This is a genomic window from Plantactinospora sp. B6F1, from assembly GCF_040120695.1.
Classification (GTDB): domain Bacteria; phylum Actinomycetota; class Actinomycetes; order Mycobacteriales; family Micromonosporaceae; genus Plantactinospora.
Genome location: NZ_JBEEAC010000001.1, coordinates 91,270 through 112,282, shown reverse-complemented (window position 1 = coordinate 112,282; position 21,013 = coordinate 91,270). Strand labels below are relative to the sequence as shown.

Sequence of the window (21,013 nt, the reverse complement as noted above, 5' to 3'; positions counted from 1 at the left end):
CACCACGACGTGAACAACCACGAGCCGCTTACCCCGCACCATGTACAGGGCTTCGCCAACCTGGCCGCCCGGATCGCCGACAACATCAGCTCGGTGGTGCTGGGTAAGCCGCACGTGGTCCGGCTGGCGCTCACCGCGCTCTTCGCCCAGGGGCACGTCCTGCTGGAGGACGTGCCCGGGGTGGGCAAGACCACCCTGGCCCGGGCGATCGCGGCGACCGTGCACGGCCAGTGGCGGCGGATCCAGTTCACGCCGGACCTGCTCCCCGCCGACGTCTCCGGGGTGACCATCTTCAACCAGGCCAGCCGGGCCTTCGAGTTCCACCCCGGCCCGGTCTTCGCGAACATCGTCATCGCCGACGAGATCAACCGGGCCTCCCCGAAGACCCAGTCGGCGCTGCTGGAGGTGATGGAGGAGCGCAACGTCACCGTGGACGGGGTCCGGCACCCGGTCCCCCGGCCGTTCCTGGTGGTCGCCACCCAGAACCCGGTCGAGATGGACGGCACCTACCGGCTGCCCGAGGCGCAGCTCGACCGGTTCCTGGTGAAGCTCTCCGTCGGCTACCCCGACGAGGCGGTCGAGATCGAGGTGCTCCGCGGTGCCCCGATGCGCTCGCCGGAGGCGCTGGAGCCGGTCACCGACACCGCCACCGTCGGCGAGATGGTCCGGATGGCCCAGCGGGTGCACATCGCCGATCCGCTCTACGCGTACGCGGTCCGGCTGGCGGCGGCGACCCGTACCCACCCGCAGGTCCGGGTCGGGGTCAGCCCCCGGGGTGTGATCGCGCTGACCCGGGCGGCCTGCGCGTACGCCCTGATCGACGGGCGGGGCTGGATCCTTCCCGAAGACCTCAAGACGCTCACCGAGCCGGTCTTCGCACACCGGATCCTGCTCTCCCCCGACGCCCAGGTCCGGGGCGTCACCGCGACCGAGGTGCTGCACGAGGCGGTCGCGTCGGTGCCGGTGCCGCTCCCGTCGGGCCAGCTCGCCTCGGCCGGCACCTGAGCCCGGCGTCATGACGGTCACCTCCCGCGGCGTCGGCCTCCTCGTCGGCGCCGCCATCCTCCTCGTCGCCGGTTTCCGGTTCGGCTACCCCGAACTCGCCCTGCTCGGCACCACCGCCGCCATCGCGGTCGCCTGCGCCGCCGGCAACGCCGCCTGGCGCCCCCGACTCGACGTCAGCCGGGTCGCCGACCCGGACCGGGTGGGTCGGGGCGAGCCGGCGAGCATGACGCTGACGGTCCGCAACAGCGCCCGGCTCCGCTCGGCCAACCTGATCGCCGAGGACCGCTGCGGCGACCGCGCGGTGCCGGTGCCGCTGCTCCGGCTGCGTCCGGGTCGGGACACCACGGTCAGCTATCCGGTCCCCACCTTCCGGCGCGGCGTGATCGACGTCGGCCCGCTGCGGGTCACCGGGCGAGACGCGTTCGGACTGATCACCGTCGCCCGCTCGCACGGCGAGACCGCGCAGGTCTGGGTACATCCCCGGATCCACTCGCTGGCGGCGGTGCCGGCCGGCGTCGCACGGAGCATGGACGGCCGGATCGACAAGGTGCCGCAGGGGTCGATCACCTTCGACTCGCTCCGGGAGTACGTCGTCGGTGACGAGCTGCGCCGGGTGCACTGGCGAAGCAGCGCAAAGGTCGGCGAGTTGATGGTCAAGGAGCAGATGGACACCAGCCTGCCCCGGATCGTCGTACTGCTGGACAACCGGGCCGGTGCCCATCCGGGGCGGGTCGACGGGATCGCCGAGACGTTCGAGTCGGCCTGCGAGGCGGCGGCCTCGGTGGTGGTCGCCGCCCGCCGCGAGGACCTGCCGGTGACGCTGCTGCTGGTCGCGGACTTCGACGGCTCCGGGGAGTTCCTGGACCGGCTCGCCGCCGCCGACCTGGTGCGGGGACCGCAGGGCACCGAGGGCGACCCGCTGCGCACCACCACGCTGCGGCTGCGGCAGGAACGGCTCGGCGACACCCTGGTCTTCCTCACCGGTCCGGGCGCCGCCGCCGACCTCGGCTACGTCGGCGCGCTCCGCCCGGGGTACCCGTCGGTGGTGGCCGGAGTGTTCGGCGCTGGCGGGCAGAGCCCCGCCGGCACGTCCGGACTGGTCGTGATCGACGCGGCCGACGGTGCGGAGTTCGCGGCCGAGTGGGACGGGGTCCGCCGGTGGTGAGATTCCTCCGGACGCTGCCGGTGCCGCTGGCCCTGGTGGCGATGATCGGCCTGGCCGGTGCCGTCCTCGGCGGGGTGTACGCCGACCCGCTGCTCAGCCGGCTCGTCCTCGGCGCGGCGGTCGGCTCGGTCGGGGTCAGCCTGGCCGCCCGGCGCCTGCCGTCCTGGCTGGTCGCCCCGCTCTCGGTGCTGGCCCTGTTCGGCTACACGGCCGCCGCGGTCCGGTTCACCGCCCAGCGGGCCGACCTGCCCGGCTCGCTCGGCGAGGTGGCGGCCGACGCCGCCCGCAACGGCATCCCCCGGCTGCTCACCGCGCTGATCCCGGTCGAGCCGACGCCGGACACCGTGATCGTGCCGCTGGTCGCGGCCTGGCTGGCCGGGCTGGCCGGTGCCGAGGTCGGGGTCCGGGCCGACCGGGTGCTGCTCGGCCTGACCGCCCCGGCTGCCCTGTACGCGGGCGCGCTCTACGTCGTGGGCCCGAACGCCGACTCGACACCCTGGCTGACCGTGGCGTTCGCCGCCGCCGGTGCGCTGGCCCTGGCTGCCGGCGCACCGCCGGCTCCGCCGGAGCACCGCCGCGACCCCGATCCGGCCGCTGAGCTGGGTCCGGGGGTCAGGGCCGCGATGCGGGCCCGCACCCTGGCCGGTACCGCACTGGGCGTGGTGGTGGTGCTCGGCCTCACCGTGCTGGTGGCGCCCGTCGTGGCCCGGCAGGTCGGCACCACCCCGGTCGACCCGCGCCGCTACGTCCAACCGCCGCAGGTGGACAGCCTCGACGAGAATCCGCTGATCCGGATCTCCGGCTGGGCGCTGAACCCGGACCAGAAGCTGCTCGACGTGGCCACCGTCGCGGGCGGCCCGCCGGCGGCCAGCACCGCCACGCCGACCCCGGCCGGCGACGGCGCGGAGCCGGCCGAGGAGGAGGGTCCGGGACCCGGCCAGCGGATCCGGCTCGCCGTGCTCGGCGACTACGACGGGGTGACCTGGCGGGTCGGCGCGACGTACCGGAACGCGGGACGGGTGCTGCCCGAGCCGGAGCCGCTGCCCGACAGCCGGGTGAGGCAGGTGGTGCAGCAGATCACCATCGACGGACTGACCGGCAAGTTGCTGCCTGCGGTACCCACCCCGCGTGAGGTGACCGGCGCCCGGGTCGCGTACGACCAGGAGAGTGGGACGCTGATCCGGCCGGAGGGGCTGACGGCCGGGCTGACCTACTCGGTCACCTCCCGACAGGAGAGCCCCGACTACAGCCTGCTGCCCTCGGCCGGCGTGCCGGCCGGCGACGAGGTGGCCCGGTTCCTCAGGGTCGAGCCGGGTGCGCCGGAACAGATGCAGCAGCTAGCCGCCCATCTCGCCGAGGAGAACGGCGCGCCGTACGCCCGGGCCGACGCGATCGAGAGGTTCCTCGCCGAGCACTACCGGGTGGTAGCCGACGCGCCGAGCGGGCACGCCTATCCCAACCTCAACTTCTTCCTCTTCGGTCCGGGCAACGGCGGTGGGCAGCGGGGCACCTCGGAGCAGTTCGCCGCCTCCTTCGCGGTACTCGGCCGGATGATCGGGCTGCCCACCCGGGTGGTGGTCGGTTTCCGGTCGCCGACCGGCACCGGACCGGTGCGCGGCGCGGACGCCCTCGCCTGGCCCGAGGTGCTCTTCGACGGCCTCGGCTGGGTGGCGTTCGACCCGTTGCCGAAGCCGAACACCCGACCAAAGCCGGTGGAGCGGGACTTCAAGCCGGAGCCGGAGGATCCCACGCCGCCGCCGGACGAGGCGTCGCAGACTCCGGCGGCCACCCCGAGCGGCACGCCCGGCCCGCAGGCGGCGCCGGACCGGGGTGGCCTCGGCACCCCGGTCCTGGTCGGCGGCGGTATCGGCGGGCTGCTGCTCCTGCTCGCCGGGCTGGCCACCCTGATCGTCGGCATGCGCCGGGGCATGCGTCGCCGCCGACTCACCGAGGGGCCGCCGGCCCAGCGGATCGCCGGAGCCTGGCGGGAGGTGACCGACGCGTTGCGGCTGGCCGGGCGGCCGGTGCCGGATCATCTGGCGGCCACCGAGGTCGCCGAGCACGCCAGGTCCACCCTGCGCCGAGCGGCGGAGGCGGGGCGGGCGCCCGACGGCGTTCCCGAGCAGCCGGTCCGCCCCGGAGCGCTCCGCCCGGCGGCGCCGGCCGTCGACGACCTGGCCGCGCTGGTCAACCTGGCCGCGTTCGCGCCCGGCAACGCCACCGACGACCAGGCTCGGCGGGCCGGTGAACTGGCGGTGGCGTACGCGGCGGAACTCCGCGCCGACCGGCCGTGGTGGCGCCGGCTGCTCTGGTCGCTGCATCCCGGCCCGCTCCGCTGGCGGCGTTGACCAGCCCTTGCGGACGTGCGGCGCCACGCTACCGGCCACCACGGTGACGCCACCGAGGAGCAACGATGCCGAGCGGGCGGTCCGGGTGGTCAGCCCGAGGGCGTCGTCGCCGGGCCGAGCTGCGCGAGCAGGGTGGTCAGCGCGGCGGCGCCGCCGGCCGTGACCTCCGGGGTGGGCAGCAGGGCCAGCACCGGAACGTCGACCCCGGCTGCCACGTAGCGCTCGATCCGCGTCCGGCACGTCTCCGGGCTGCCGTGCACGACCAGTTCGTCGACCAGCTCGTCCGGGACCAGCTCGGCGGCACCCCGACGGTCACCGGCCGCCCAGGCCCGCCACATCGGAGCGAGCACCGCCTCCCGGCCGAGCCAGCGGTGGAAATCCGCGTACGCCGGAACGGTCAGGTAGGTGGTGATCAGCCGGCGGGCCAGCTTCCGGGCGTACCCGGCGTCCTCGGTCGGGCAGACGAAGATCCGGGCGGCCACCTCGAAGCCGGGACGGCGCTCGCCCAGCGTGGCGATCACCTTCGGTACGTCGTCGTCGGCCAGCCAGTTGAGGATCGTCCCGTCCGCCTCGGCGGCGGCCAGCCGCAGCATCCGGGGACGCAGCGCCGCCAGCAGGATCGGCGGCGGTACGGCCGGCGGCCGCTCCAACCGGAACCGCCGCACGGTGAAGGTGTCGTAGACCTCGTCGACCGTCTCGCCCCGCAGCGCCGCCCGCAGGAAGCTCAGTACGTCGCGGCTGCGCCGGAACGGTTCGGCGAACCGGGTCGCGTTCCAGTCCTGCACCAGCACCGGTGACGAGGCGCCGATGCCGAGCGAGAACCGGCCGGGGGCGGCCTCGGCCAGTGCCGCCGCGCTCATCGCCAGCAGGCCGGGTCCCCGGGTGAAGACCGGGGCGACGGCGGTGCCCAACCGCAGCGACGGCTGCCAGGCTGCGGCGAGCGCCAGCGGGGTGAACGCGTCGGTGCCGGCCACCTCGGCGGACCACAGGTCGGTGAACCCGGCCTCGGCGAGCGCGTCGTAGACCGCGTCGTGACCGTCGAGCGGTACGCCGCCCAGCGGCACGGTCATTCCCCAGCGTGTGGTCACCGGTCGATGGTGCCCGCTCGCCGCGGCCCCGGCAACCGGGCGCCCCGATCTTGTAGCCTCTGCCGGGTGACCTTCTCGATCGTGGCACGCTCCGACGACGGCCGGCTGCACGGGGTCGCGGTCGCCAGCAAGTTCCTCGGTGTCGGTGCCATGGTGCCGGCCGCCGAGGCCGAGGTGGGCGCGCTGGCCACCCAGGCGCACGCCAACCTGGCCTACCGGCCACAGGGACTGGCGTTCCTCCGTACCGGCCTGGCCGCGGCCGACGCGCTGGCCGGGTTGGTCGCCGCCGACGCCGGCCGTCCGCAGCGCCAGCTCGGGATCGTCGATGCGGACGGCACGGCCGCCACCTACACCGGCGCCGGCTGCCACGACTGGGCCGGCGGGCAGGCCGGTGCCGGCTGGGCGATCCAGGGCAACATCCTGGTCGGCCCACAGGTCGTCGAGGAGATGCGGGACGCCTGGCTCGGCGGCGCCGACCTGCGCTTTCCGGACCGGCTGCTCGGCGCGCTCCGGGCCGGGGACCTGGCCGGTGGTGACCGGCGTGGCCGGCAGAGCGCCGCCCTGCTGGTGGTCGGCCGTGGCGGTGGGTACGGCGGCACCGGCGACGTGGTCGTGGACCTGCGGGTGGACGACCATCCCGATCCGGTGACCGAGCTGGCGCGGCTGCTGGACCTGCACCGGATTCTCTTCGACCGCCCCGATCCGGAGACGCTGCTCGACCTGACCGGTGACCTCGCCGAGGAGGTGTCGCGGCTGCTCGCCAGGGTGGGCCACCCGGACGACGACGCGACGCTGGAGGATCGGCTCGCCGACTGGGCCGGAGTGGAGAACCTGGAGGAGCGGCTGGTGCCGGCCAGGATCGACCCCGTCGTGCTCGCGCAGCTACGGATACGGGCCCGGTCCTGAGCAGACGGCTGCCGCCTCGAACCTGCGTACCGCGAGCAGTAGCCCCGCCCTGCCCTCGACGGCGGCAGGCCGGGTGCGTAGACCGCACCCGGCCTGCCGCCGGAACCCCGGTTACCGACGACCTGCCCCGGTTCAGGCGGTGGCCTCGGGGTCCTGCACCGACCCGACCAGCTGGTCCTGGCTGGGGGTGTAGGTCGACAGGACCACACCCGACTCGAACGTCTGCACGCCGACCAACCGCAGGACCATCGGCTCGTCCGACTCTTCGAAGAGCCGCACCCCACCGCCGAGCACGACGGGGTAGGTGACCAGGCGCAGTTCGTCGAGGAGGTCGTTGCGCAGCAGCCACCTGACCAGTCCGACGCTGCCGTAGATCAGGATGTCGCCGTCCACCTCGACCTTCAGCTTGGCGATCGTCTCGGCGACGTTCTCGCTGATCACGGTGGTGTTGTTCCACTCGGCCCGGTCCAGCGTCGTCGAAACGACGTACTTGGGCATGTTGTTCATCTTGTCGGCGAAACCCGCCTCGTCGGTCATGTTCGGCCATGCGGCGGCGAACCCCTGGTAGGTGACCCGGCCGAGCAGCAGGGCGTCGGCGGCCCGGAGCTGCTCCAGCCCGGTCTGCATGGAGTCCTCGCTGACGAACTGGAAGGTGAACCGCTGCGGCTCGTCGACGATTCCGTCGGCGGTCGTGAAGATGGACAGAACGATGCGTCCCATGTTGTGCCTCCCGTGTGTGTTTTCGGTGACCTGAGATAGAGCCTCCGGCACGGGGACGGCGCGGGCATCCGTGGCGACCACGCATTCCAGCACGGATTCGGCCGCTCGGTACTGATCCGGGGGTCCGGCATGATGGTGCGATGACCGTCGCGTATCCCGTCGGAGCGTCGAAGCGCGAGATCGAGGTACTCGTCATGCTCGGCGCGCGCCTGTCCAACGCTGACATCGCCGGCAGGCTCCACATCTCGGTACGGACCGTGGAGAGTCACGTCTCCGCGCTGCTGCGCAAGTACGGCGTCGCCGATCGCAGGGCGCTCGCCGAGATCGCCGTGCAGGCGCAGGCGGGTGCGCCGGTACCGGGGCGGCTGGCCGGACTGCAACCGGCGCTCACCGCCTTCATCGGCAGGAGCGTCGAACACGAGCACCTGCTGGAGACGCTGCGCGACGCGCGCCTGGTGACCCTGGTGGGACCCGGCGGGGTGGGCAAGACGCGACTGGCGGGCCAGCTCGCCGAGGCGGCCGGGCCGTCCTTCCCCTCCGGTGGCGCATTCGTCGATCTCGTCCCGGCCCGGGGCGGGTACGTCGCGCAGGCGGTCGCCGCGGCGCTCGGCGTCAGCGAGCGTCCGCAACAGTCGCTGGAGGACGCCGTGGTGGAGCGGCTCGGCGAGGGCCGGTCGCTGCTGGTGTTGGACAACTGCGAGCACGTGATCGACGTGGTGGCGCCGTTCGCGGAACGGGTGCTGGCCGGCTGCCCCGGTACCCGCATCCTCGCCACCAGCAGGGAGCGACTCGGCGTACCGGGCGAGCGTGCCGTACCGCTCGGCCCGCTGCCGCTGGGGTCCGACGCCGAGCGACTCTTCGTCGACCGCGCCACCGCCGCGGATTCCGGGTTCGCGGCGGACCCGGCGGTGGTCGCCGATCTGTGCCGGCGGCTGGACGGCATGCCGCTGGCGATCGAGCTGGCTGCGGCCCGCAGTGCCACCCTGGGCGAGGACGGGTTGCTGGCCGCGCTCGACGACCACCTGCGGCTGGTGGCCGGCGGCAGGGGTGTGGACGAGCGGCACCGCTCGCTGCGCGCGGTCATCGGCTGGAGCCACGACCTGCTCGACGAGGAGGAACGTGTGCTGTTCCGGCGGCTCGCCGCCTTCGCCGGGGCGTTCGACCTCGACGCCGTCGTCGCGGTGAGCCCGGTCGGGAGCACCCGAGGCGCGGTTGCCGACGTGCTCGGCCGGCTGGCGGACAAGAGCCTGGTCACCGTGCACCGCCGGGAGGGTACGGCCCGGTGGCGGCTGCTGCAGACGGTGCGCGCGTTCGCCACCGAGCAGCTGGACGGGTCGGGCGAGCGACCGGAGATCCAGGACCGGCATCTGCGCTGGGCGACGGATGTCGCCACCGGGCTGGAGACGAGACTGGACGGCGACGAATGGTACGAAGAGTTCGACGCGGTCGCCGACGACCTGAGAGCCGCCCTCGCCGCCGCTCCCGAAGGCCGGGCCGAGCTGCCGCACCGGCTGGCCCGAGCCCTGGCTCACCTCGCCTACAGCCGACGGTTCCTGGCGGAATCTCTCGGCCACTACCGGGCCGCCGCCGAGCGGGCCCCGGCACCGGGCACGGCCGCGGCGGACCTCTACGCCGCCGCCGCCGTTTCGCACGCGCTCGGCGACGACGGCCAGCGCCCGTTCGACCTGCTGCTCGCGGCGGCGGAGCGGGCCCGCGCGGCCGGGGATCACGGGGCCAGGGCCATCGCGCTGGCGCAGGCGGTCACCACCGCCCGGAGGCATCCGGCAGGCTTCGCCGTTCCGTACCAGCGCCTGCGTGATCTCCTCGACGAGGCGACGTCGGCGGCGGACGGGGCCAGCGACGCCGTGGTGTCGGCCCGGCTCGCCGAGGCCGCGGCCTGGGCCGCGACCTCCGACAGGTACGAGGCGGACCCGGCGCTCGCCGACGCCGCCGCGGCAGCCGCCCGGGCCACCGGCGATCCGGTGCTGATCAGCGCGGCCCTGGATGCGGTGGCCACCGCCGGCATCGTGGCGGGGCGTGGCGGAGAGGTGCGCCGGGTGACGGAGGAACGGTTGGCCCTGCTGCCGGCGATGCCCCGGCACGACCCGACCGCCGCCCCGGAGATCGTCGACACGTACCGGATGGCCCACCTGGCCGCCCTCGGCGTCGGCGACCTGCCGGCCGCCCTGTCGATCGGGCAGCGGACCGTCGACGACGACCTCGCGGGTGGCTCCTACTACTCGGCCGCCCTCCTGATCACCCCGCTGGTGCTCAGCGGGCGCTTCGACGAGGCGCTGCGGATGGCGGGCACCGCGTGGGACGGCTGGCAGCGGGCCGGCCGTCCCCGCACCGGCACGATGTCACCGCCGATGGCCGCCGTCGCCCTCGTGCACGGGCTACGCGGCGACGACGACGGGTACGCGTTGTGGCGTTCCCGCGCGATCGAGGTCATCGGGGAGCTGCCCGCGCACTCCACGTTCCTGACGATGGTCGATGCGCGGCTCGCCGTGCACACCGGCCGGGTCGGGGACGCCGCCGCAATCGTCCGCCTGGCGTTCAACGGGGTCCGCAGCTGGTCCCCGCCCTACTCCCGGGCGGCCGGCGCCGAACTGGCCGTCCTCGCCGGGCTGCCCGACGCGCCGGAGCTGCTGTCGGCCGCCGAACGGCACGAGAGCGCCTGGGCCGCCGCCTGCACCACTCGCGCCCGGGGACGCCATGACGGCGACAGCGCGGCCCTCACCGCCGCCGTGGCGGGGTGGGAGCGGATCGGCGCCCGGTTCGAACGGGCCACCACGCTCCTGCTGTTGCCGGAGCGCGCCGCCGAGGGCCGACAGGAGCTCGCCGCCCTCGGTGTCGAGGTGCCGGCCGGTCCCTAGTCCGCCGGCCCCTTGCCACCTCGGCCGGTATCTCGGGGCACCACTCGATGCAGGGTGACCAGTACCAGGGCGGTCACCAGGGCTGCGGTACCGGCGATCCCCGCCGCGCTGCCGCCGTACGCGACCAGGAGCTGGCGCCGGCCGAACTCGGTGATCGGCGTGGACCGCACGCCATCGGTCCAGCCGAGGGCGACCGCGGCAACCAGCAGCAGAGCCAGGCCGACGATGGCCAGCACCGCGCTGGCCCGCCGGTTGCCGTCCACGGCCGCGACCTGTGCGGTCTCGCGCTGGGTCAGCAGCAGCGTCAGGCTGGCCGCGGACGCCCAGGCGCCGACCACCAGAAGGGCCGCCACGGCATCGCTGGGCCGGTGCCAGCCGGCCGAGAGGGTACCGACACCGGTCGCGGCGGCGTACCCGGCGCCGACCAGCGCGGCCCAGCCGCGCACCCGGGGCGGCAGCACCATGACCAGCGCGATCGCCACCGAGGCGGCGACGGTGGTGTGTCCACTGGGCAGGCTGTTGCCGGCCGCGTCCCGGGCCTCGTCGACGTTGAAGTCGGGCCGCTCGATGAGGACCTTCAGCGCCTGGGTGGTGAGATTGGCGCCCAGGATCAGCAGCACGGTCACCACCGCCAGGGTGATCCGGACCCGGATCAGCGCGATGAAGCCGATGACCGCGGTCGCGACCAGCAGGGACAGCAGGGAGACGGCGTTCAACACGCCGCCGACGATGCCCTCGATCCGGTGCTGTCCGACCGAGGTGCCGGTGAGTGCGATGGTGTCCAGCACCTGGCCGTGTTCGGTGCCGACGGCGAACCGCCAGAGCACGACAAACGCGAGTATCTGTAGCGCGGTCCACATGACCAGCCAGGACGCTGTCAGGATGCCGCTTTGGCGACGCACGCCGGACACCGTATCGGACGCTCCCGGCATAGCCGACACCGCACCGTCCGGTGCCGGTCGGGAACAGGGCGAGATGACAAGAAGCGGGAGGGGCCGCCACGGGGGAAGCGGCCCCTCCCACTGAGGGAAGGATACTCCGTCACGCCGTACGCGGCACCCCGTACTGACTGGAAACTCAGTGTCTTTGTCCAGTCCCGCCATGAAGGTCTCCGCCAGGACGGCCGGCGGAGCATGCCGGTCCCGGGCCGGCCGGAGGCGAGTCCGGGCGGGCGGCACCGGTTGGTGCCGCCCGCCCGGGCAGTGGTGCGCGTCCTCGCGCCGTCCGGAGTGGAACGGGAGTGGCGGGCCGGCCGGATCGCTGCGTTGGCCAATCCGGCCGGGCCCGCCACGGTTGGCCTGACCGTGGGAATCAGGCCCGTCTGGTGACCGGGATCAGCCGATCAGCCGGTCGTAGTCGTGCAGCGCCATCGCCACGTCGATCTGCGCCCAGAAGCGGTGGTAGTTGAACGTCGGCACCGGGCCGCCGTTCAGGTACGACTCCACCTTGTCCCAGTCCGGGTCGTCCTCGAGGAACGAGCGGATGCTCAGGAAGGTGGAGTTGGAGTTGATCGGGTCACCGTTCGGCATGGTGCCGGTGAAGCCGGACGGGACGTAGAGGCCCTGGCCGGTGCTGGAGTTGTAGGTGTCGTCGAAGCGGTTGTAGTCCGCCTTGGTCTCCGTCACCGAGACGCCCAGGTCGTCCTTGTGCTGCAACACGGCGTCGAGCAGGGCCTTCGCCATGTCCTTGGACGGCTGGTGGTTGGCCTTCGCACCGTAGTAGACCAGCGTACGGGCGTAGGCACCCGCGACGCCGACGTCCTGGGTGTAGTCGACCACCGAGACCCGCAGGTTGCTGTTGTTCACCGAGGTGGTACCGGAGGTCCAGCTGCCACCCGGCTGACCGCTCCAGCTCAGCGTCGACGGGATCTCGTAGTTCGCGCCGCTCACCGTGGTGTGCTCGAGCGCCCAGTTGACCCACTTGTCGAGCAGCGCCTTGGCCCGGGTGTCACCACTCTCGTGGTAGTACTCCGCGACCCGCTCCATGCTCCACGCCTGGAAGCCGAACCACTGGTTCGACGGCGGGTCGTGGTAGACCGGCTTGACGTCGTACACCATGCCGTAGAAGGTCGGCACCCCGGACGGGCGGGCGCTGTAGTCGCCGTTCCAGCTGTTGGTCGCGCCACCGGCGATGGCGCCGTCGGCCGACTGGAGCCAGGTGTAGAAGTCGATCTGCCGAGTGAGGCTGGTGGCCCAGTCGGTCCGCGCGGTCGGCGACCGCGGGGTCAGCTCGGAGACCGTGGAGAGGGCGTACGCGGCGAACGGGTTCTGGTAGCCGCCGTGGTTGTGGCTGGAACCGATCCGCCACGACCAGCTGCTGCTGCCACCCTGCGAGCCGCCCCAGGCGTAGTACCAGGAGAGCAGGTACGCGGCGCTGTTCTTGCCGGTGCCGGCCGCGCAGGACGGCGAGGCGCACCCGGGCTGCTTGAAGTACTTGTCGTACATCGCGTAGCGCAGGTAGTCACCCATCTTGGCGGCGTTGGCGATGGTGGCCGAGATCTGACCCTCGGCACCCTGCTCCTTGGCCCACTTCAGCGCCCAGTACGCGGCCTGGACGGCGCGCGCGTCGGCGTCGGGAGCGTTGGTGTAGCGCCACTGCTGGGCGTAGGACGAGTCACCGATGAAGATCGGCAGGTAGCCGTTCGGGCCGCCGTGCGTGAACGTCTCGCAGGAGGGGTGCGGGACGGTCTCGAAGACCGACTCCTGCGGGCCCCGCTGGTAGGTGTTGATGTACGCCGGCTTGGTGGTGCCGTCGCCGCACTTGCCGTAGCCGTAGACGTTGTCCACGTCGAGCAGCCAGTGCATGCCGTACACCCGGCCGCTGTTGTAGGTGGACTGCAGCTCGGCGGCGAGCGGGTCCTGGCCCACCTTGACGCTGGAGTCGAGCTTGCCGCCCTGCTGCGGATAGAGGTCGGGCCGGTTCGCCTCCGGGGCGTAGTCCGCCGGGTCGCTGGCGTTGTAGTTCGACTGGGTCTCGGACGGGATGATGTACCGGTCCATGACCTCCCAGGCGTCGTTGAACGGTCCCCACTCGCCGGTGGTCCGGCCGTACATGGCCTCCAGGAAGAGCCAGTAGCTGAACGCCTCGGAAGTGGTCTCGTGACCGTGGTCCGGGGCCTCGACCAGCAGCGTCTCCACCGAGTGGTACGGCACGCCCTCGGGGCTGAAGTAGCCGTTCGCCGGCGCCTTGATCTTGTTGTACAGCTCCAGGAACTCCTCACCGTACTCGCCGGCCGGTCCGCCACCCTCGTCGTCGGTGACGGTCACCTGGGTGGTGCCCGGGGTGCGCCCGCTGGCGCTGGCGGTGATGGTCGCCGTGTCGTTGGTGTCGTCGGCGTCCTGTGCGGCGTTGACCTGGACGTTGACCCCGGTGTTCCAGTTCGACGGGGTGATCGTCGCGGTGCTGGCGCCGAGCGTCACGTCCGCGTCGCCGGTCTTGCTCAGGTTGACGGTGACGTTGCTGGTCGGCGCGGCGCTGAGCCTGACGTTCAGCGCGGCGTTGCCGCCCTCGGGCACCGTGAGGGTCGCCGGGACCACCACGCTCGCCTGGCTGGTGCCGCCGACGGTGAAGGCCACCTCGTCGATGCCGCTCAGCCCGGCGCTGTCGTACGCCCGGGCCTGCGCGGTGTACGACCCGGCCGGCAGCGCGCTGTTGGTGTAGCTGTACGGCGCGCTGGTGTCGGTGCCGACCAGCAGGCCGTTGCGGTAGAACTCGACGCGCTCGACCGGTCCCTCGGCGTCGGTGGCGGTCGCCGTGACGGTGACGTTGGCCGGTGCGGTGAAGGTCGCGCCGTTGGCCGGGCTGGTGATGTCGACGGTCGGCGCGGTGTTCTGGGCGCCGTTGCAGGGGTTGCCGTTGATGGTGAACGCGGTCGGGTTGGCGTTCGTCCCGGAGTAGGAGCCGTTGAACCCGATGCTGGTGGAGGCGCCGGTGGCCAGGTTGCCGTTCCAGGACATGTTCGTCGCGGTCACGTTCGCGCCGGACTGGGTCCAGTTCGCCGACCAGCCCTGGGTGATGCGCTGGTTGCCCGGGAACGTGAATCCTAGGCTCCAACTGGTCATCGGGTCGCCGACGTTCCTGATGGTGATGGACGCGCTGAATCCGGAGCCCCAGCTGTTGGCGGTATAGGTGACGTCGCAGCCGGGTGCCGCGTAGGCGGTGCCGGGGATGACGGCAACACCTCCGACCACCAATATGCCGGCGGCGGCCATCGCCAGTCGGCGTCTTCCTAACCTCAACTTCATGTCGTGACTTCTCCTCGCGGACCGGGCCGCGGTCATGCCGCGGCTGGGGCGCCTCCTGTGCGCGTGGTGCGGGGGCGATGCGCGTGGTGGGGTGGGCGCCGGAATGGTGGTGATCAACCCGTCCCGGACCGGGGTCGGCGGACGCCGGAGGAGACGCCGGACGTGGCGGCTCCGAGCGGTGCAGGGACGCCGTTACCGAGAGACTCGGATGCCCTGGCGGCCCACGTTCGCGTCGGCTGGTGGCTCCCTACCGCGATAGTTCGACAGTGTTGCATGGGAGCGCTCCCGCAGCAAGTGGAGGCGGTTCAGCTCCACTAGGGACGACCAGAAGAGCCCGCTGACCTGGGCATAGCGTCGATCCCCACAGCACGGCGGGGTTTCGTCGACGTTGGCCTGATGTTTCGATCTTATTTTGGGTCTTTCACAAACCCGTGACGCGGGCTACAGTCCAACCAACGTCGATGGGAGCGCTTCCATCGATGATGGTGTAAGTAGCTTGGATCGCACCACCACGGAGGTGCGAGGACCCGGTCCGCCGGGTCGATCGCTCCCCGATGGGCGAGCTACGGACATGTTACGTAGCCGCCGACCGCTCAGCCAGAGGGCTGAGGGCGGGCCAGCCCGGACTCCGCCGTCAGCCAGCTCACCACCGTCGGAAGGAGGTGGAACCAGAGCCACTCGCGTGGCCCGGCTCCCGCGCGGCACGCACGACCTGGACGCCAATTCCGCTCGTGCGTGTTTGTAACTCATGCTGGGGACGGGGGTTGCCCTCCCCGTCCCCACACTAACCCCCCGCCAACGACGGGAATATCGGTCATCGGTACAGCGTCCCGACGCCGAACCGGTCGATCGGCTGCGTCATCGGCACCTTGGACGGCGACCGGCCTCGTCGCGACGCGACGAACGGTCGCCGTGGTCATGGTGCACGTGGGGACGGGCAATGGACGAGGCCCAGACCCGCCATTGCCACCCGAACATCCCATACGCAATCGCCCGGTAGATCGCTACGCTCTTGTGTGGGAGCGCTCCCGGAGTACTGCGGAGGGCCCCACTCACGAGGAGACACAGCATGTCCGTACTGACTCGGCGGCATCTGCTACGCCGCGCCGCGTTGTCCGCCAGTGCCGTGCCGGCCGGCCGCCTGTCGACGAGCACGGCGGCGGCAGCAGCCGCCGGCGCGGTGGTGACCGGCTGCGACGCCGACCCCGAGGCCGACGACGAGCGACGTACGGCGCCGGACGCGCAGCTCGGACTCCGCTTTCCGGACGGCTTCGGGTGGGGCGCGGCCACCTCGGCATACCAGATCGAGGGGGCGGCCAAGGACGACGGACGGGGCGAGTCCGTCTGGGACACGTTCAGCCACACCCCGGGACGGGTCCGGGGCGGGGACACCGGCGACGTCGCCGCCGACCACTACCACCGGTACGTCGAGGACCTGGACCTGATGAAGGAACTGGGACTGCGGACGTACCGGTTCTCGATCTCCTGGCCGCGGATCCAGGCCGACGGCACCGGCGCGCCCAACCAGCGCGGACTCGACTTCTACCGGCGCCTGGTCGACGGCCTGCACGACCGGGGCATCGCCCCGATGGCCACCCTCTTCCACTGGGACCTGCCGCAGTCGCTGCAGGACGTCGGCGGCTGGGAGTCCCGGGACGTCGCCTACCGCTTCGCCGACTACGCCGAGGCGATCTTCGAGGCGCTCGGCACCAGCGTGCCGGTCTGGCTGACCATCAACGAGCCCAAGACGGTGGTGCAGAACGGCTACCTGCAGGGGCACCACGCCCCCGGGCTGCGCGACCCGGACGCGGCCTACCTGGTCGCGCACCACCTGCAACTCGCGCACGGCCTGGCGGTACGCGCGCTGCGCGCCACCGGCAGCGACAGCCGGATCGGCCCCGCGCTGAACCTGCACCCCTGCTACCCGGCCGACGACGCCCCCGGGGCCGCCGACGCGACCCGGCTCTACGACGGTTACGAGAACCGGCTCTACCTGGACTCCATCTTCCGGGGCGCCTACCCGAGCGACGTCCTGGCCGACCTGGGCCCGGACAGCCGGATGGTCCGAGGCATCCGGGACGGCGACCTGGCGATCATCTCGTCCCCGGTGGACCTGCTCGCGGTGCAGTACTACACGCCGCTCTACATCACCGCCGACGGCGGTACGGTCCGCCGGTGGGCGACCTCCGAGGCGAGCTGGCAGCAGATCTTCCCCGAGGGGATGTACGACATCCTCACCCGGGTGACCCGGGACTACGGCGACGTGCCGCTCACCGTCACCGAGAACGGCCTGCCCACCCCGGACCGGCTCGCCGCGGACGGCACGGTGGACGACATCGGCCGGATCGCCTTCCTCCGCGACCACCTGGCGGCCGCACACCGGGCCATCGGCGACGGCGTACCGCTGGAGAGCTACCACGTCTGGTCGCTGATGGACAACTTCGAATGGAACGAGGGCTACGAGCAGCGATGGGGGCTGGTCTACGTCGACTTCCCCACCCAGCGCCGGATCCCCAAGCGCAGCGCGCACTGGTACCGGCGAGTGATCGCCGAGAACACGGTCTGACCCCGAGCCGGCCCGACCGTACCACCGTCGAAGGGGTTGCATGGGGAATTACAGCTCGACAAGAAGGCACATCACCGAGGCCGAACTCCGGTCGCTGGTCCGGCGCGGCTTCGGTGACCGGACCGGGATCACCGACTGGCAGGAACTGACCGGCGGCACCTACAACGCGGTGTACGCGATCACCCTCGGCGAAGGCACCGAACTGGTGCTCAAGGTCGCCCCGCCACCCGAGCTGAAGCTGCTCAGCCACGAGGTCGACCTGATGCGCACCGAGGTCGACTTCTACCGCCGGGCCGCCCGGGTGGTGCCCGTCGTACCCGAGGTCGTGCACGCCGACTTCCACCGGGACCTGATCGGCACCGACTTCGTCTTCCTCAGCCGCGTGGCCGGCAGGGACCTGAACGGCATCCGGGACGAGCTGACCCCGGCGCAGCTCAGCACCGTACGCGGTGAAATCGCCGCGTACGCGGCCGGGCTGCACACCGTCACCGGCCCGTCGTACGGCTATCCGCTGCGTGGCAGCCGGAGTTGGCAGCCGACCTGGCGGGGTGCCTTCGGCGCGATGGTCGACGACATCCTCGCCGACGCACTCCGGCTGGGCAGTGCGCTCCCCGCCCCGCCCGACCGGATCGGCGAGCTGCTACGGCGGCACGCCGACGTCCTCGACGAGGTACGCCGGCCCGCACTGGTCCACTTCGACCTCTGGGACGGCAACGTCTTCGTCGCCGCCGATCCCGCCGGCACGGTCCGGGTGACCGGGCTGATCGACGGCGAACGGGCCTTCTTCGGCGACCCGCTGGCCGAACTGGTCTCGATGACGCTCTTCCGTGAACTGGACGACGAACCGGAAATCCTCGCCGGCTACGCCTCCGCCGGACACGGCCGAATCGAACTGACCCCCACCGCGCGGCGCCGGCTCACCCTGTACACGATCTATCTCTATCTCATCATGTGCATCGAAGGCGCCACCCGGGGCTGGGACGGACCGGAACGGGACGAGTACGAACAGAGGCTCGCCGGGCGGCTCGACGCGCAGCTGAGCCGGCTCGACAAGGTGGGATCGGCTTAGGAGGGACAAGGCCGGATCGGCACAGGACGGCAGCAGCGCCGGACGGGATCGAGGCGACCCGGCGGCTGGCACACCGTCGCCCCGCTGACCGGGACCACCGGTCAGCGGGGCAGTGCCTGCTGGAGCTCCGCCCGCAGCGCCGGAGTCAACATCTCACCCGCCGCCTTCGCCAGCTTCGCCATCTCGTAGCCCACCACGCCGATGTCGGCGTCGTTGGCCGCGAGGGTGGCCAGAATCGAACCGTCCCGGATCTGCATCACCAGGAAGTAGCCCCGCCCCATCTCGACCACCGTCTGCTTGACGATGTCGCCGTCGAACATCTCCGCTGCCCCGGTCGTAATGCTGGACAATCCGGAGGTGACCGCGGCGAGCTTGTCGGCGTGGTCCCGGGGCAGGTGCTCGGAGACCGCCACCAGCAACCCGTCGGCGGAGACCACGATGGCGTGCGCCACCCCCGGCACCCGCTCCGTGAACCCGCTCACCAGCCAGTTCAGATCCCGTGCCTCTTGACTGAGCGTGCTCAATACTTCTCCTCTTCGGTGCGCGCGCCGGCCGGCGCCATGGGTATGACCATCGTGTCCTCTGCCTCGGCCCGCCGCAGCCCACCGTAGTACCGGGAGAGCATGCCGCCCACCTGCTCCGGATCGGGCGCCTCACGCTGGACCGGCGGCCTGGGGCGGGCCGACTCCGCCTTCACCCGCAGTTGGGCCATCGGCACCCGGATCGGCAGCCCGTTGGCGTTGGTCCCGCCGGTCACCGGCACCGCCGGTGGGGCGTTCCCGGTGGCCAGCGCCCCGGTCGGCCCGCCGGCCGCGGCCGGCGGCGCCATGTTCGCCCTGCCCTGCCGCGACCACCAGGTACTGGCGGGCGCGGAACCGGCACCGCCGGCCATCCCGAGCACGTCCTCGGCCCGGGTCGGCGTCTCCCGGCGACCCGGCCGGCGAAGCTGCCCGGCGTCGACGCCGCCGCCCTCCCCCGGCGCCGGCCGGCCCTGCGGCGGACGCGTCCCGTTCGGTCCGGTCACCGCACCCGCGACCATCTCGAGCATCCGCCGTTCCGGAACGGCCGACGGATCCGCGGTCGGCGCCGGGGCGAGCAGGTTCGCCGGCAGCCGGACCGCCGCCACCAGGCCGCCCTGCCCGCTGCTCCGCAACCGCACCCGGATTCCCTGCCGGGCGGCCAGGTGGCTGACCACGAACAGACCCATCCGCTCCGACGCGGCAACGTCCGCGGCCGGCGGCACCGCGAGCATCTGGTTGGCCCCGTCCAGCGCGGCCGGACTCATCCCGAGGCCCTGGTCCACCACCTGCACCAGGACGCTGCCGTCCGGCTGCCTGGCAGCGTCGACCTGGACCACGGTGTCCGGACGGGAGAACGCCGAGGCGTTCTCCAGCAACTCGGCCAGCAGGTGCACCAGGTCGGCGACGGCGTGCCCGACGACGTACAGCTCGTCGGCGACGTTGTGCCGGATCCGCTGGTACTGCTCGATCTCGGCAACCGCAGCCAGCAGCACCGTGCCGAGCAGCACCGGGCGGTTCCACCGCCGGGTGGCCTCGCTGCCGGCCAGTACCAGCAGGCTGTCGTCGTTACGCCGCATGCGCGCGGCGAGGTGGTCCAGTTTGAACAGGTTCTCCAGCTGGTCCGGGTCGCTCTCGTCCTGCTCCAGCCCGTCGAGCAGCTCCAACTGCCGCTCGACCAGCACCTGGCTGCGTCGGGCCAGGTTGACGAACATGGCGTTGACGTGTCGTCGCATGATCGCCTGTTCCAGCGCCACCGTCACCGCGCTGCGGTGCACCGCCACGAACGCCTCGGCCACCTCGCCGATCTCGTCCATCGACCGGACGTCGGCCGGCGGCACGTCGAACTCGGTGGCGACCGGATCGACCGTACGCAGCCGTTCCAGGGTCTCCGGCAACTCGACCTGCGCCACCCGCAGCGCCTGACCGCGCAGCATCCGCAGCGAGCGGGCGACCGAGCGGCCGATCGCGATCGAGGTGAACAGGGCGGCCAGCAGTACGCCCAGCACGCCGCCCGCGGTGAGCAGCGTCCGACGTAACTGCGCCGCGCTGCGGGAGTCCGCCAGCGCCACCGCGTCGTCCACCGCACCCGCCTGGACCTGCCGGAGCAGCTCCTGGCGCTGCTGGCTGATCGTCCACCAGGAGCCGGGTTCCAGCACCGCGGCGGTGCGCTCGCCGGCGGAGAAGGTCGTCTCCTCCAACCGGACCGCGGCCACGAAGTCCGGGTCAGCCGCGGCCCGCTCGTACCGTTCTATCTGTCGGTCGGTGGCCGAGCGCCGGAACCCGGCCAGGCCGGTGAGCTGCTGCGCCCGCAGGTCTGCCAGCTTGACCAGGTCGTTCTGGTCGTACCGGCCGGCCCGGGCGGCGGCGTAGAGCTCTCCCCGGATCCGCGAGTTGATCTCCTTGACCTGGGCGAACTCGACGTATCGCAGTACCGCGTCGGTCAGGTCGGCGCGATCCGCACCCGGCGACGGCTCGGCCAGCAGCACCAGCAGCACCTCGATGGCCCGGTCGTACTCGGCCAGTACCGGATCGGGGTTGAAGCCGGCCGCCGGCACCGAGGCCCGGACCTCCGGCAGCCGACCGAGTGCGTTGTCGACCCGGTCGTAGGAGATCCGCCACGAGGCCTCGCCCCTGGCCAGCGGCGCCGCCGCCGCCCGGAACCGGTCGATGGCCCGGTCGGCGACCGGGTAGACCGCCTCCAGCGCCGGCAGCGGGCGGCCCGGCTCGACCAGCGGCCGCGCGCCGGTGCCCAGCGCCGCCAGCTCGCCCGCGGTCTGGTCCCGCTCGCGCTGCAGCTCGTGCACCAGCGCGGTGATCTCGCGGCCGACCGTCACCTGGTCGGCGAACTCGTCGAGCAGGTCGGCCTGGCTGACCAGGGCACTGGTCTGCGCCCCGGCGAGCACCAGGAACGCGACCGACGGGACCACGAGGACGGCGCCCAGCTTGGTACGCATCCGCCAGTCCCGCACTCGGAACGCGGACCTGCGGCGATGCGGCACCACCCGG

13 protein-coding genes are annotated in these 21,013 nt (G+C 72.5%); 7 read left to right on the top strand and 6 right to left on the bottom strand.

What is annotated here, in order from left to right:
• The first annotated feature begins 9 nt into the window (after positions 1–9).
• Genes ABNF97_RS00400 through ABNF97_RS00390 form a run of 3 tightly spaced genes read left to right on the top strand, consistent with a single transcriptional unit; the run spans position 10 to position 4,518 of the window.
• Complete coding sequence (locus tag ABNF97_RS00400) at positions 10–1,005, top strand: AAA family ATPase (protein ID WP_130462559.1); 996 nt, start codon at positions 10–12, stop codon at positions 1,003–1,005.
• Positions 1,006–1,015: 10 nt separating this feature from the next.
• On the top strand, positions 1,016–2,170 hold the full coding sequence (locus ABNF97_RS00395) for a DUF58 domain-containing protein (RefSeq protein WP_349337245.1): 1,155 nt from the start codon (positions 1,016–1,018) through the stop codon (positions 2,168–2,170).
• A 41-nt stretch (positions 2,171–2,211) separates the two neighbouring features.
• The gene (locus ABNF97_RS00390) at positions 2,212–4,518 is read left to right on the top strand and encodes a transglutaminase TgpA family protein (RefSeq protein ID WP_349337562.1); all 2,307 of its coding nucleotides are present in this window, start codon (positions 2,212–2,214) and stop codon (positions 4,516–4,518) included.
• Positions 4,519–4,607: 89 nt separating this feature from the next.
• Here ABNF97_RS00390 and ABNF97_RS00385 read toward each other — a convergent pair whose 3' ends face one another.
• Positions 4,608–5,588, bottom strand: a complete 981-nt coding sequence (locus ABNF97_RS00385) for an LLM class F420-dependent oxidoreductase (protein ID WP_130465921.1) — start codon at positions 5,586–5,588, stop codon at positions 4,608–4,610.
• A gap of 84 nt (positions 5,589–5,672) precedes the next feature.
• Here ABNF97_RS00385 and ABNF97_RS00380 point away from each other — a divergent pair, with 84 nt between their 5' ends.
• On the top strand, positions 5,673–6,512 hold the full coding sequence (locus ABNF97_RS00380; RefSeq protein ID WP_349337244.1) for a DUF1028 domain-containing protein: 840 nt from the start codon (positions 5,673–5,675) through the stop codon (positions 6,510–6,512).
• A 132-nt stretch (positions 6,513–6,644) separates the two neighbouring features.
• Here ABNF97_RS00380 and ABNF97_RS00375 read toward each other — a convergent pair whose 3' ends face one another.
• Positions 6,645–7,232 (bottom strand): dihydrofolate reductase family protein, encoded by a 588-nt coding sequence (locus tag ABNF97_RS00375; protein WP_349337243.1) that lies wholly within the window; start codon positions 7,230–7,232, stop codon positions 6,645–6,647.
• A gap of 140 nt (positions 7,233–7,372) precedes the next feature.
• Between ABNF97_RS00375 and ABNF97_RS00370 the strand changes: the two genes are divergently transcribed.
• A complete protein-coding gene (locus tag ABNF97_RS00370) occupies positions 7,373–10,108 on the top strand; it encodes an ATP-binding protein (protein ID WP_349337242.1) in 2,736 nt (911 codons plus the stop codon).
• Here ABNF97_RS00370 and ABNF97_RS00365 read toward each other — a convergent pair.
• Together ABNF97_RS00365 and ABNF97_RS00360 are read right to left on the bottom strand one after the other, a co-directional pair.
• Positions 10,105–10,968, bottom strand: a complete 864-nt coding sequence (locus ABNF97_RS00365; RefSeq protein WP_130465920.1) for a phosphatase PAP2 family protein — start codon at positions 10,966–10,968, stop codon at positions 10,105–10,107. The two genes, ABNF97_RS00370 and ABNF97_RS00365, sit on opposite strands and share 4 nt — an antisense overlap.
• Before the next feature lie 474 nt (positions 10,969–11,442).
• Positions 11,443–14,352 carry a glycoside hydrolase family 48 protein gene (locus ABNF97_RS00360; protein ID WP_130462554.1) on the bottom strand — a complete coding sequence of 970 codons (2,910 nt, stop codon included), beginning with the start codon at positions 14,350–14,352 and terminating at the stop codon, positions 11,443–11,445.
• Positions 14,353–15,421: 1,069 nt separating this feature from the next.
• Between ABNF97_RS00360 and ABNF97_RS00355 the strand changes: the two genes are divergently transcribed.
• Both ABNF97_RS00355 and ABNF97_RS00350 read left to right on the top strand, forming a co-directional pair.
• Positions 15,422–16,918 (top strand): GH1 family beta-glucosidase, encoded by a 1,497-nt coding sequence (locus ABNF97_RS00355; protein ID WP_349337241.1) that lies wholly within the window; start codon positions 15,422–15,424, stop codon positions 16,916–16,918.
• Positions 16,919–16,958: 40 nt separating this feature from the next.
• Positions 16,959–17,987 (top strand): phosphotransferase, encoded by a 1,029-nt coding sequence (locus ABNF97_RS00350; protein WP_130462552.1) that lies wholly within the window; start codon positions 16,959–16,961, stop codon positions 17,985–17,987.
• A gap of 101 nt (positions 17,988–18,088) precedes the next feature.
• Here ABNF97_RS00350 and ABNF97_RS00345 read toward each other — a convergent pair whose 3' ends face one another.
• Together ABNF97_RS00345 and ABNF97_RS00340 are read right to left on the bottom strand one after the other, a co-directional pair.
• Entirely contained in the window at positions 18,089–18,511 is a 423-nt protein-coding gene (locus ABNF97_RS00345) for a roadblock/LC7 domain-containing protein (protein ID WP_130462551.1), read from the bottom strand.
• Complete coding sequence (locus ABNF97_RS00340; RefSeq protein ID WP_349337240.1) at positions 18,508–20,961, bottom strand: sensor histidine kinase; 2,454 nt, start codon at positions 20,959–20,961, stop codon at positions 18,508–18,510. The genes ABNF97_RS00345 and ABNF97_RS00340 overlap by 4 nt, the downstream gene beginning before the upstream one ends.
• Between the last annotated feature and the right edge of the window lie 52 nt (positions 20,962–21,013).